The sequence below is a fragment of the Streptomyces sp. NPDC006309 genome (assembly GCF_040613095.1).
In the GTDB taxonomy this organism is placed as follows: domain Bacteria; phylum Actinomycetota; class Actinomycetes; order Streptomycetales; family Streptomycetaceae; genus Streptomyces.
This window is the reverse complement of the sequence record NZ_JBEXRO010000032.1, coordinates 62128-75866: the sequence shown is the minus strand read 5'-3', so window position 1 is coordinate 75866 and position 13739 is coordinate 62128. Positions and strand designations below refer to the sequence as shown.

Sequence of the window (13739 nt, the reverse complement as noted above, 5' to 3'; positions counted from 1 at the left end):
GGTTACATACCGAACCCGGAAGCTAAGCCTCACAGCGCCGATGGTACTGCAGGGGGGACCCTGTGGGAGAGTAGGACACCGCCGAACAATCTTTGAGAAAAGGTCGGATCCTGAACTTCGGTTCAGGGTCCGGCCTTTTTCTGTTGTGCGTAACGTGTCGTTCACGTTGCGCGCCCAGCATCCAGCACATGGGAACTGCTGCACTGCTCAGGGCCGCCGGCGTGGGAGCCGGTGACGAGGTCGTCGTACCGGCCTTCGGGAACGCCGAGGTGGCTGAGGCCGTGATACTGGCCGGCGCGCTCCCCGTGTTCGCCGACATAGACCCGGCGACCTACTGCGTCGCCCCGGAGGCCGTCGGCGCGGCCATAACCCCCCGCACCGCGGCCGTCGTTGCCGTGCACCGCTTCGGACGGCGGGCCGAGATGGGGCGGTTGCTCGCGCTCGGACAGCGGCACGGGCTGCTCGTGCTGGAACACGCCGAGTCCGAGGCGCCGTACGACGAGACGGCGCAGCGCAGGGAGCGGGCCGGCTATCTCGACGCCAGACTGAAGGGCGTCCGGACGCCGGACGGCGGGGACGGGCACACCTACCAGCAGTACGTCGTCCGCGTGCCGGGCAACGGCCGGCCGGACCGGGACGCCTTCGCACGCGCCCTGCGGGTCAGGGGAGTCGACTGCCGGGTACCGGTGAAGACACCCGTGCACCGGCTGCCGGAGTTCCGCCGCTGCGTGTCACTGCCCGAGACCGAGCTGGCCGCCGACGAGACGCTCGCACTGCCGGTGGACGCCTCACTGACGAAACGCGAGATGCAGCGCATCGTCTCCGCCTGCAACGCGCTCGGCGGACTGCTCCAGCCCGCCTTCTGAACAGGCACCGAACGCATTTGGGAACTCGGGCCTGTCCGGGGTACAGTTTCTTCGTCGCCGCGAGGGAAACCTCGAAAGCGACCGGCCCCTATAGCTCAGTCGGTAGAGCGTCTCCATGGTAAGGAGAAGGTCAACGGTTCGATTCCGTTTGGGGGCTCCAGTGAAAAGACCCCACCCTTCCGGGTGGGGCCTTTCTCATGCCTCCTGGTGGATTTCCGGGACCCGCATCGTCAGAATCGCCATGTCGTCCGAGGGGGCGTCCGAGGCGAAGCGTTCCACCGCGCGCATGATGCGTGCCGCGACCGCCCCCGCCGTCAGGCCCGTGCACGTCGTCAGGACGTCGGCGAGGCCGTCGTCGCCCAGCATGCGCGTGCCCTCCCGGCGTTCGGTGACGCCGTCCGTGACGCAGAGCAGCACGTCACCGGGGTCGAGGGTGACCGTCTCCTCGTACAGCTCCAGGTCCTCTATGACGCCCAGCAGGGGCTGCGGTTCGGCCGCCGCCACGACCGTGCCGTCCTGGCGCAGCCGCAGTGGCAGCGGGTGGCCGGCGCAGACCACCTTCAGTTCGGCGCTCCCGTTCTCCTGCGGGCGCAGCTCGCCGTAGAGGAGGGTCAGGAAGCGGCTGCGGTCGCCCTCGTCGAGGATCGCGGAGTTCAGGCGCTCCAGGACCGCCGGCCCCGACAGTCCCTCGCGGGCCAGCAGGCGCAGGGCGTGCCGGGCCAGGCCGGTGACCGCCGCCGCGTTCGGGCCCGTACCGCAGACGTCGCCGATGGCGAAGCCGTACGCGCCGTTGCCGATGGGGAAGAGGTCGTAGAAGTCGCCGCCGACCTCGTTGCCCTCGCCGGCCGCGCGGTAGATGACCTCCACCTCGACGTTGTCGATGTGCGGCAGGCCCGGTGGGAGCAGGCTGCGCTGGAGTGCCTGGCTGATGGCCGTGCGCTCCGAGTACAGGCGGGCGTTGTCCAGGGCGAGGGCGGCCCGGCGGCTCAGGTCCTCGGCCAGCTCCAGGATCTCCTGGCGGAAGTGCTCGTCGGTGGGTTTGCCGAGGGTCAGCATGCCGATGACGCGGTTGCGGGCGACGAGCGGCAGCACGACCGTCTCCCCGCCCACGGCGGAGGCCGTCGCGAGCGTCGGCCCGATGGCGGAGGAGAACTGGGTGGAGCCGCCGGCCAGCCCCAGGCTGCGCATGGAGCTGCGCAGTGCCGCCTGGTGGGCGACCTCGCCCGGAAGCGTCCAGATGCGGGCGCCGGGCGTGGGCACCGGATCCGGCGGGGAGACCTTCGACAGCAGTGACTTGATGCCGTCGATGAGTTCCTCGTCCTCGTGCAGGACGTACGACAGGTACGGCTCGGACGCCTGGTCGGCGATGGTGTACACCGCGCACCAGGTGGCCAGGGTGGGGACGGTCATCTGCGCCATCAGGGCCAGCGTCTGGTCGCGGTCCAGGGTGCCGGCGAGCAGGTCGGAGGCCTCGACCAGGAAGCTCAGCGAGCCGCGGCGCAGCCGTTCCAGCTCGCCGAGGCGGGCCGACTCGACGGCCAGGGCGATGCGGTCGGCGGCGAACTGGAGGCGCAGGGCCTCCTCGTTGGTGTAGCGGCCGGGTGCCTCCGCGGCGACGCCCAGGGAGCCGGTCAGGCGGCCCTCGACCTTCAGCGGGACGGTGACGACCGAGCGCATGCCGGTGCCGGCGAGCAGCGGGACGGCGCCGGGTACGGCGGCCAGGTCGTCGTGGACGGCGGGCATGCGTGCGGAGCCGTAGCGGCCGGGACCCGCGTCGACGGGCACCCGGGCGAAGCGCTGGCGGGCGGAGGGCAGGCCGGTGGAGGCGCGGACCTCCAGTTCCGTCTCGTCGTCGGTGGCGAGCAGCAGGAACGCGGAGTCGCCGTCGAGCATGTCCCGGGCGCGCTCCACCGTGCGCTGGAGCAGGCCGTCGAGGTCGTCGGGGGCGGGTGAGCCGATGAACACCTCGAAGGGATCGGTGTTCTGCCCGTCGCCGGACGAGGTCTGGTCGGTGGCCGGGACGCGGGACGGCGTCTGGAGGACGGCGCGCTCGTGGTCCCGCACCAGCAGACAGACGGTGGACGGCTCGCCGCCGGTGTCGCGGACCCGCAGATGGGAGGCGTACACCTGGACCACGCGGCCGTCGGCGCCGCGGATGCCGTAGGTGCCCTCCCAGCGGGACAGCTGGAAGGCCTCGACGATGCCGGTGCCGGTGCCCGGGGTGTGCGGCCAGGCCGCCAGCTCGGTGAGGGGCTTGCCGACGACCTCGGTCGCGGGGAAGCCGAACAGTTCCTCGGCGTCCTCGTTCCAGGCGCTGACGGTGCCCTTGCGGTCGACCTGGAGGACCGCGACGCGGACCCGCCCGTCGGCCAGCGGAAGCAGGTCGGCGGGGAGGGCGGGGCCGGCGGCGCGGGTGCCGACCGCGCGTGCGGGCAGGTTGAGCTGGAACCAGACGTTCTTGTGGGTGGGGGTGTAGTCCACGCCCCAGCGGGTGGCCAGGGCCGCGCACAGCTGGAGGCCGCGGCCGCCCTCGCGGTCGGGGCTGCCCATGGCGACGGCGCTGCTCTGGAGGGGGACCTCGCGCTCCGGGTAGCGGTCGGAGACCTCGATGCGCACGCCGTCCTCGGTGCGCAGGCAGAGCACCTCCGCGTGGGTGCCCGCGTGGACGACCGCGTTGGTCACCAGCTCGCTGGTCAGGACGACGGCGTCGTCGACGATGTCGGCGAACCCCCAGCCCTGGAGGGTGTCGCGGACGAAGGACCGGGCGGTCGCGACCGATCGTCCGACGGGCTCGAAACTGGCAGCCGCGCGCGCGGTGATCACAGAACTCCTCGGCCGGTCGTCGGAGGGCAGGGCTGCGGGGCCGGCCGGCTCGCGCCGCTGTTGCGGCATCCGGTCGCCCGTCGGCTGTGGCTCCGGGGGCTGTCCCCCGGGGATCACTCCGGTGGTCATGGTGTGCGGCCGCCCCTCCGATGCCCGCTCGTGCTCGTGCCACCGCCCAGGCCGGTCGGACCGGTGCGGCTGGACAGCCGCTTGCAAGGTTACTTACCTTCACGGTCCGAGCGGATGCCGGTCGCCGGTGTTCACCCCCCACGGTGTGCGGACGATGTGCGAAGCTGCCGAACTGTTATGGCCTGGTTCGGCCGGGGTGAAACACTGGGCAGGCTTGCGATGGAGGTCGGGTCGGGCTGCGTGCGTTCCGTACGGGTGGGCAGCAGCCCCTGGTGAGGCCGGATCCCGTCTGGGCGGAACTGGCAGGAACACGCAGCACCCGGTGCGCCGAGTGCCCGGTGTGCCGATGACGGCACGCCGGGCGGAAGCGGCCGGGCACAGCAGTAGCGGTCTACCCCTCCGGGAGGGACACAGTGGAGTCTGGCGCGGCGACGCGGGGTACGAGGACGCGCGCGAAGGGCGGACCGTCCCTGGGCAGGAGCGGCGCGACCACCGAGGTGGACACGGCGGCCCTGAACCGGCTGCTGGCGGCGCTCGTGTCGATGCGGGACGGGAACTTCCGCAAGCGGCTCACGGTGTCCGGGGACGGCGTGATGTCGGAGATCGCCGCCGTCTTCAACGAGGTGGCGGACCGCAATCTGCACCTCACCGGCGAACTTTCGCGGGTGCGGCGCATGGTCGGACGTGAGGGAAAACTCACGGAGCGGCTGGAGACGGGGGCCTGCGAGGGCTCCTGGGCGGCGGCCGTCGACAACTCCAACGCGCTGGTGGACGATCTCGTCTGGCCCGTGTCGGAGGTCAGCCGGGTGCTCACGGCGGTCGCCGAGGGTGATCTCTCGCCCCGCATGGAACTGCGGACGCAGGGGCCGGACGGCGGCACGGGGCATCCGCTGCGCGGTGAGTTCCTGAAGGTCGGCCGTACCGTCAACAACCTGGTCGACCAGTTGTCGACGTTCACGGACGAGGTCACGCGGGTGGCCAGCGAGGTCGGCACCGAGGGCAAGCTCGGCGGGCAGGCCCAGGTGCGCGGGATGTCGGGTTCGTGGAAGGACCTGACCGAGTCCGTCAACACCATGGCGTACCGGCTGACGGCGCAGGTGCGGGACATCGCGCTGGTGACCACGGCGGTCGCCCGGGGTGATCTGTCCCGCAAGGTGACCGTCCACGTCGCCGGCGAGATGCTGGAACTGAAGAACACCGTCAACACGATGGTGGACCAGCTGTCGTCGTTCTCCTCCGAGGTCACGCGGGTGGCCCGGGAGGTGGGCACCGAGGGCATCCTGGGCGGTCAGGCGCGGGTGCCCGAGGTGGCCGGTGTGTGGAAGGAGCTGACCGACTCCGTCAACACGATGGCCGGCAACCTGACCGCGCAGGTGCGCGGGATCTCGCAGGTCACGACGGCTGTGGCCAGTGGTGACCTGTCGCAGAAGGTGACGGTTCCGGCGCGCGGCGAGGTCGCGCAGCTCGCCGAGACGATCAACCAGATGACCGAGACGCTGCGGATCTTCGCGGACGAGGTCACGCGCGTGGCGAACGAGGTCGGCGCGGAGGGGCGGCTCGGCGGGCAGGCGAACGTGCCGGGCGCGGCCGGGACGTGGAAGGACCTGACGGACTCCGTCAACACGGTGTTCCGGAACCTGACCACGCAGGTGCGGGACATCGCCGCGGTGACGACCGCCGTGGCCAGCGGTGACCTGTCGCAGAAGGTCACCGTGGACGTGGCCGGCGAGATGCTGGAGCTGAAGAACACCGTCAACGGCATGGTGGACCAGCTGTCCTCGTTCGGTGCGGAGGTGACGCGGGTCGCGCGGGAGATCGGTGTCGAGGGCGAGCTGGGCGGCCAGGCGCAGGTACCGGGGGCGGCCGGGACGTGGAAGGACCTGACGGACTCCGTCAACACGGCGTTCCGCAACCTCACCGGGCAGGTCCGCAACATCGCCCAGGTGACGACGGCGGTGGCCAACGGAGACCTGTCGCAGAAGGTCACCGTCGACGTGTCCGGCGAGATGCTCCAGCTGAAGAACACCGTGAACACGATGGTGGACCAGCTGTCGTCGTTCGCCGACCAGGTCACGCGGATGGCCCGGGACGTGGGCACGGAGGGCCGGCTGGGCGGTCAGGCCCGGGTGGACGGCGTCTCCGGCACCTGGAAGGAGCTGACGGACTCCGTCAACTTCATGGCGGGCAACCTCACCTCGCAGGTGCGCCAGATCGCCCAGGTGACGACGGCGGTGGCCGGCGGTGACCTGTCGCAGAAGATCGACGTCGACGCGCGCGGCGAGATCCTCGAGCTGAAGAACACGATCAACACGATGGTGGACCAGCTGTCCGCCTTCGCCGACCAGGTGACCCGGGTCGCGCGTGACGTGGGTACGGAGGGCCGGCTCGGCGGGCAGGCGCAGGTGCCCGGGGTCGCCGGTGTGTGGCGGGACCTGACCGACTCCGTGAACGGCATGGCCGGCAACCTCACCGCGCAGGTGCGCAACATCGCGCAGGTCGCCACGGCGGTGGCGCGCGGTGACCTGTCCCAGAAGATCACCGTGGACGCGCGCGGGGAGATCCTGGAGCTGAAGAACACGCTGAACACGATGGTGGACCAGCTGTCGTCGTTCGCCCAGGAGGTCACGCGGGTCGCCCGTGAGGTGGGCACGGAGGGCATGCTCGGCGGGCAGGCCGAGGTCCAGGGTGTCTCCGGCACCTGGAAGGACCTCACGCAGTCCGTGAACTTCATGGCGAACAACCTGACCATCCAGGTGCGCAACATCGCCGAGGTCACCACGGCGGTGGCGAAGGGCGACCTGTCGAAGAAGATCACGGTCGACGCCAAGGGCGAGATCCTCGAACTGGTCACGACGGTCAACACGATGGTCGACCAGTTGTCCAGTTTCGCCGAGCAGGTGACGCGGGTGGCCCGCGAGGTGGGCACCGAGGGCATCCTGGGCGGGCAGGCGCACGTGCCGGGTGTCACCGGCATCTGGAAGGACCTCAGCAACAACGTCAACCTGATGGCCAACAACCTGACCATGCAGGTGCGGAACATCTCCCAGGTGGCCGCGGCGGTCGCCAACGGTGACCTGACGCGGCAGGTGACGATCGAGGCCAGCGGTGAGGTCGCGCAGCTCGCCGACACGATCAACACGATGGTCAAGACGCTGAGTTCGTTCGCCGACCAGGTCACCAAGGTGGCCCGTGAGGTGGGCACGGACGGCATCCTGGGCGGCCAGGCGCACGTACCCGGGGTGGCCGGCACCTGGAAGGACCTCACCGAGTCGGTGAACCAGATGGCGTCCAACCTGACCGGTCAGGTCCGCAACATCGCCATGGTGACCACCGCCATCGCCAAGGGTGACCTGACGAAGAAGATCGACATCGACGCGCGCGGTGAGATCCTGGAGCTGAAGACGACGATCAACACGATGGTCGACCAGCTGTCCAGCTTCGCCGAGGAGGTCACGCGCGTGGCCCGCGAGGTGGGCACCGAGGGGCAGCTCGGCGGCCAGGCACGCGTGCGGGACGTCGACGGCACCTGGCGGGACCTCACCGAGTCGGTGAACGAGATGGCCGGGAACCTGACCCGGCAGGTGCGTGCCATCGCGCGCGTGGCGACCGCGGTGACCCGCGGCGATCTCAACCTGAAGATCGACGTGGACGCCTCCGGCGAGATCCAGGAGCTCCAGGACTACATCAACAAGATGATCGCCAACCTGCGCGACACCACGATCGCCAACAAGGAGCAGGACTGGCTGAAGGGCAATCTGGCGCGCATCTCCGCGCTCATGCAGGGCCGCCGGGACCTGGAGGACGTGGCCTCCCTGATCATGAGCGAGCTGACGCCGGTGGTGTCCGCGCAGCACGGCGCGTTCTTCCTGGCGATGCCGCTGATGGAGGGCAAGGCGACCGGTGGCGGCGAGGACGGTTACGAGCTGCGGATGCTGGGCTCGTACGGCTACTCGATGGGTTCCATGCCGACGTCGTTCCGGCCGGGTGAGGCGCTGATCGGCACGGCCGCCGAGGAGAAGCGCACGATCCTCGTGGACAGGGCGCCCAGCGGTTATCTGAAGATCGCCTCCGGGCTCGGCGAGGCTCCGCCCGCGCAGGTGATCGTGTTGCCGGTGCTGTTCGAGGGCGAGGTGCTCGGCGTGATCGAGCTGGCGTCCTTCACGCCGTTCACGCAGATCCAGAAGGACTTCCTCAACCAGATCGCCGAGATGATCGCGACCAGCGTGAACACCATCTCGGTCAACACCAAGACCGAGAAGCTGCTCAAGCAGTCGCAGGAGCTGACCGAGCAGCTGCGGGAGCGGTCGGCCGAGCTGGAGAACCGGCAGAAGGCGCTCCAGGCCTCCAACGCCGAACTGGAGGAGAAGGCCGAGCTGCTGGCCCGGCAGAACCGGGACATCGAGGTGAAGAACACCGAGATCGAGGAGGCCCGGCAGGTCCTGGAGGAGCGTGCCGAGCAGCTCGCGGTGTCGATGCGCTACAAGAGCGAGTTCCTCGCCAACATGTCGCACGAGCTGCGCACGCCGCTCAACTCGCTGCTGATCCTGGCCAAGCTGCTCGCCGACAACGCCGAGGGCAACCTGTCGCCGAAGCAGGTGGAGTTCGCCGAGACGATCCACGGCGCGGGGTCGGACCTGTTGCAGCTGATCAACGACATCCTCGACCTGTCGAAGGTCGAGGCGGGCAAGATGGACGTCTCCCCGACGCGCATCGCGCTCGTGCAGCTCGTGGACTACGTGGAGGCCACCTTCCGGCCGCTGACCGCGGAGAAGGGCCTGGACCTGTCGGTGCGGGTCTCCCCGGAGCTGCCGCCCACCCTGCACACCGACGAGCAGCGGCTGCTCCAGGTGCTGCGGAACCTGTTGTCCAACGCGGTGAAGTTCACCGACTCCGGGTCGGTGGAGCTGGTGATCCGGCCCGCCGGCGCGGCGGTCCCGCAGTCCATCCGGGAGCAGCTGCTGGAGGCCGGTTCGCTGACCGATCCGGAGGGTGAGCTGATCGCGTTCTCGGTGACCGACACCGGTATCGGCATCGCGGCCAGCAAGATGCGGGTGATCTTCGAGGCGTTCAAGCAGGCGGACGGCACGACGAGCCGCAAGTACGGCGGGACCGGGCTCGGCCTGTCGATCTCGCGGGAGATCGCGCAGCTGCTCGGCGGTGAGATCCACGCGCAGAGCGAACCGGGCCGCGGCTCGACGTTCACGCTGTACCTGCCGCTGCACCCGAGCGAGCTGCCGCCGCAGGGCTACCAGCAGCCCGTGGCCGCGCTGGAGGCCGGTGACCTGGTCGCCTCCGAGGCACGCAGGTCCCTGGAGCTGTCGGCCGCGGAGATCGAGACGCCGGCCGAGGTGCGGTCGTACCGGGAGACGCAGAACGGTCCGGCGGCTCTGTTCCGGCGCCGTCGGCGCAGCCTGCCGGCGGAGGGGCAGCGGGCCGGGCAGTGGACGACGGCGCCGGAGCAGGAGAGCACCTCGCAGCCGGGCCGCGCGGTGCGGTTCGGCGGGGAGAAGGTGCTGATCGTCGACGACGACATCCGCAACGTGTTCGCGCTGACCAGCGTCCTGGAGCAGCACGGCCTCTCGGTGCTGTACGCCGAGAACGGCCGTGAGGGCATCGAGGTGCTGGAGCAGCACGACGATGTGGCGGTCGTGCTGATGGACATCATGATGCCGGAGATGGACGGGTACGCGACGACCACGGCGATCCGCAGGATGCCGCAGTTCGCGGGGCTGCCGATCATCGCGCTGACGGCGAAGGCGATGAAGGGCGACCGGGAGAAGGCGATCGAGTCGGGTGCCTCGGACTACGTCACCAAGCCGGTCGACCCGGACCACCTGCTGTCGGTGATGCGCCAGTGGATGAGTCCGGAGTGAGTGCGGCGGGCGGCGGTACGGCGGGGCGCGGTGCGGCGGGCGGTGCGGCCGGGGGTGGCGTGAACTCGCGGGAACGCCGGGTGGGTGCCGGAGGTTGTTGCATCATGAAGGCGGGGAACACGCAGGAATGCGGGATTCCGGGAACCCTCCGGAGCCCCGCCGCGTTTCCTCTACGTGCACAGTGACATCACGGTGACAGGGTGTGGCGACAGGCGGGGTGCGGCTACGATGACCGGCACAAGGACGGGCGGCGAAAGGGAGTCGTCCCCTGGGGCGGCGCCCGGCGTACCGCCGGGGCGAGGAGGGCGGGCCATGGTGCAGAAGGCCAAGATCCTCCTGGTCGATGACCGGCCGGAGAATCTGCTGGCGCTGGAGGCCATCCTCTCTGCGCTCGATCAGACGCTGGTGCGGGCATCGAGCGGGGAGGAGGCGCTCAAAGCGCTGCTCACGGACGATTTCGCGGTCATTCTGCTGGATGTCCAGATGCCGGGTATGGACGGCTTCGAGACGGCGGCGCACATCAAGCGGCGCGAGCGGACCCGTGACATCCCGATCATCTTCCTCACGGCGATCAACCACGGCCCGCACCACACCTTCCGGGGCTACGCGGCCGGCGCGGTGGACTACATCTCCAAGCCGTTCGACCCGTGGGTGCTGCGCGCGAAGGTCTCGGTCTTCGTCGAGCTGTACATGAAGAACTGCCAGCTGCGCGAGCAGGCGGCGCTGCTGCGGCTCCAGTTGGAGGGCGGCGCCGGCAAGGGCGCGGTCGCCGGCCGGGAGCCGGCCGGGCTCCTCGCGGAGCTGTCCGCGCGGCTCGCGGCCGTCGAGGAGCAGGCCGAGGCGCTGTCCAAGCAGCTGGACGACGATTCCGCGGACGCGGCGGCCGTCGCCACGGCGGCCCATCTGGAGCGCAAGCTCACCGGGTTGCGTCGCGCGCTCGACGCCCTGGAGCCGGGTACGGGCGGCGGTGCCTCCCTGCCGTCCCAGAACTGACGTGTGCCGGGTCCCGCCTTGCCGGTGAGCGGGCGTCAGTTCCGGTCCTCCACAGGCACGACACGAACGGGTGAAGCTGTGGGCACACGTGTCCGCCGTCGTCTCCCCCGGTAACCTCACACCCATGGCCTCACGTCCGTCCGCAGCCAAGAAGCAGCCCGCGAAGAAGGTGGCAGCTCCCGCGAAGGCTCCGGTGAAGAAGGCCGCCGTGAAGAAGGCCGCGGCCAGGAAGGCGCCCGCCAGGAAGCCGGCGGCGAGGAAGGCCGTGCCGCCGAGGCCGGCTCCCAGCGCCACCGGGGGGCTCTACCGGCTCGTGCGCGCCCTCTGGCTGGGTCTCGCGCACGCCGTCGGCGCCGTCTTCCGCGGCATAGGGCAGGGCGCGAAGAACCTCGACCCGGCCCACCGCAAGGACGGCGTCGCCCTGCTGCTGTTCGGCGTCGCCCTGATCGTCGCGGCCGGCACCTGGGCGGACCTGAAGGGGCCCGTCGGCGACCTGGTGGAGATGCTCGTCACCGGCGCCTTCGGCCGGCTCGACCTGCTGGTGCCGATACTGCTCGCGGTGATCGCCGTACGGTTCGTCCGGCATCCGGAGAAGCCGGAGGCCAACGGCCGGATCGTGATCGGCCTGTCGGCACTCGTCGTCGGTGTGCTCGGCCAGGTCCACATCGCCTGCGGCGCGCCCGCGCGCAGCGCCGGCATGCAGGCCATAAGGGACGCGGGCGGCCTCATCGGCTGGGCGGCGGCCACCCCGCTGACGTACACCATGGGCGAGGTGCTCGCCGTACCCCTGCTGGTGCTGCTGACGGTGTTCGGCCTGCTGGTGGTGACCGCCACCCCGGTCAACGCCGTCCCGCAGCGGCTGCGGGCGCTCGGTGTGAGCCTGGGGCTGCTGCCCGACCACGAGGACGACGGGTTCGCCGAGGACGGCGCGTACTACGGCGAGGACTACGACGAGCAGTGGCGCGAGGCGCCGCCGGCGCGTCCGCGCGGACGCTCCCGCGCCCCCCGGGCGTACGACCCCGCCAGGGCCGAGGAGGAGGCCCTCTCGCAGCGCCGAGGGCGCCCCAGGCGCTCCGCCGTGCCCCAGCCGGATCCGCGGCGGCATCCGGACGCCGTGGACGTCGCCGCGGCCGCCGCCGCCGCGCTCGACGGGGCCGTGCAGCACGGCATGCCGCCGTCCCCGCTCGTCGCCGACCTCACGCAGGGGGTGGGCGCGGACCAGCGCGAGGCCACCGCCCCGGTGCCCACGCCGGGGCCCGCGACCTCGCCGGCCCCGGCACCCGCCACCCCGCCCGTGCCTGCCCCGGCGCCCCGGCCGAAGCAGGAACGGGTCGCGTCCGGACCCGTGCCGGACCTGACCAAGAAAGCCCCCGAGGTGCCCCGGGAGCTGCCCTCGCGCGCGGAGCAGCTCCAGCTGTCCGGTGACATCACCTACGCGCTGCCCTCGCTGGACCTGCTCCGGCGCGGCGGCCCCGGCAAGTCGCGCAGCGCGGCCAACGACGCGGTCGTCGCCTCGCTCACCCAGGTGTTCACGGAGTTCAAGGTCGACGCGGCCGTGACCGGCTTCACCCGCGGCCCGACGGTCACCCGCTACGAGGTCGAGCTGGGCCCCGCCGTGAAGGTCGAGCGGATCACCGCGCTCACCAAGAACATCGCCTACGCGGTGGCCAGTCCCGACGTGCGGATCATCAGCCCGATCCCCGGCAAGTCCGCGGTCGGCATCGAGATCCCGAACACCGACCGGGAGATGGTCAACCTCGGTGACGTCCTGCGTCTCGCGGAGTCCGCCGAGGACGACGACCCGATGCTGGTCGCCTTCGGCAAGGACGTCGAGGGCGGGTACGTCATGCACTCGCTGGCGAAGATGCCGCACGTCCTGGTCGCCGGCGCGACCGGTTCCGGCAAGTCGTCCTGCATCAACTGCCTGATCACCTCGGTCATGATGCGGGCGACCCCGGAAGACGTCCGCATGATCCTCGTCGACCCCAAACGCGTCGAACTGACCGCCTACGAGGGCATCCCGCACCTGATCACGCCGATCATCACGAACCCCAAGCGGGCCGCCGAGGCACTCCAGTGGGTCGTCCGCGAGATGGACCTCAGGTACGACGACCTGGCCGCCTACGGATACCGGCACATCGACGACTTCAACCGCGCGGTGCGCGAGGGCAAGGCCAAGCCGCCCGAGGGCAGCGAGCGGGAGCTGCATCCGTACCCGTACCTGCTGGTGATCGTCGACGAGCTGGCCGACCTGATGATGGTGGCGCCGCGGGACGTCGAGGACTCGATCGTGCGCATCACACAGCTCGCGCGCGCGGCCGGCATCCACCTGGTGCTCGCCACCCAGCGCCCGTCGGTGGACGTGGTCACCGGTCTGATCAAGGCCAATGTGCCCTCCCGGCTGGCCTTCGCCACCTCCTCGCTCGCCGACTCCCGGGTCATCCTCGACCAGCCGGGCGCCGAGAAACTGATCGGCAAGGGCGACGGCCTGTTCCTGCCGATGGGCGCGAACAAGCCGACCCGTATGCAGGGCGCGTTCGTGACCGAGGAGGAGGTCGCGGTCGTCGTCCAGCACTGCAAGGACCAGATGGCGCCCGTCTTCCGGGACGACGTCACCGTCGGCAGCAAGCAGAAGAAGGAGATCGACGAGGACATCGGCGACGACCTCGACCTGCTGTGCCAGGCGGCCGAACTGGTGGTCTCCACCCAGTTCGGGTCGACGTCCATGCTCCAGCGCAAGCTGCGCGTCGGCTTCGCCAAGGCCGGGCGGCTCATGGACCTCATGGAGTCCCGCAGCATCGTGGGACCGAGCGAGGGCTCCAAGGCGCGTGACGTTCTCGTGAAACCCGACGAACTGGACGGCGTGCTCGCGGTGATACGCGGGGAGAGTGAGGGGTAGCGCGAAGGACCGTCCGGCGGGCGTGGGTTACGCCGACCGGCCGGACCCCCGTGACCCACCCGTTAGACATCGGTGAGCAACCGTTTCCCTTGGTCGTACGTCCAGTTGAGCGAGAGGACAGGTAGGCCCTGCATCCTGGGGTACCTGCCTGTCCGG

The 13739-nt window shown here is 70.5% G+C and carries 5 protein-coding genes, 1 tRNA gene and 1 rRNA gene; 6 read left to right on the top strand and 1 reads right to left on the bottom strand.

The features are described from left to right. From rrf to ABZ117_RS30575, 3 genes are all read left to right on the top strand, one after another. Window positions 1-87, top strand: a 5S ribosomal RNA gene (gene rrf, locus ABZ117_RS30585); the annotation flags it as partial. Between the two features lie 116 nt (window positions 88-203). Next, window positions 204-866, top strand: a complete 663-nt coding sequence (locus ABZ117_RS30580) for a DegT/DnrJ/EryC1/StrS family aminotransferase (protein WP_356825384.1) — start codon at window positions 204-206, stop codon at window positions 864-866. 84 nt (window positions 867-950) lie between these two features. Further along, a tRNA-Thr gene (locus ABZ117_RS30575) sits at window positions 951-1026 on the top strand. Window positions 1027-1061: 35 nt separating this feature from the next. Here the strand turns inward: ABZ117_RS30575 and ABZ117_RS30570 are convergent. Then, window positions 1062-3818 carry a SpoIIE family protein phosphatase gene (locus ABZ117_RS30570; protein WP_356825376.1) on the bottom strand — a complete coding sequence of 919 codons (2757 nt, stop codon included), beginning with the start codon at window positions 3816-3818 and terminating at the stop codon, window positions 1062-1064. 413 nt (window positions 3819-4231) lie between these two features. Here ABZ117_RS30570 and ABZ117_RS30565 point away from each other — a divergent pair, with 413 nt between their 5' ends. From ABZ117_RS30565 to ABZ117_RS30555, 3 genes are all read left to right on the top strand, one after another. Continuing rightward, a complete protein-coding gene (locus ABZ117_RS30565) occupies window positions 4232-9691 on the top strand; it encodes a HAMP domain-containing protein (protein WP_356825374.1) in 5460 nt (1819 codons plus the stop codon). Window positions 9692-10003: 312 nt separating this feature from the next. Continuing rightward, a complete protein-coding gene (locus ABZ117_RS30560) occupies window positions 10004-10684 on the top strand; it encodes a response regulator (protein WP_356825372.1) in 681 nt (226 codons plus the stop codon). 124 nt (window positions 10685-10808) lie between these two features. Beyond that, a complete protein-coding gene (locus ABZ117_RS30555) occupies window positions 10809-13583 on the top strand; it encodes a DNA translocase FtsK (RefSeq protein ID WP_356825370.1) in 2775 nt (924 codons plus the stop codon). Window positions 13584-13739 lie beyond the last annotated feature (156 nt).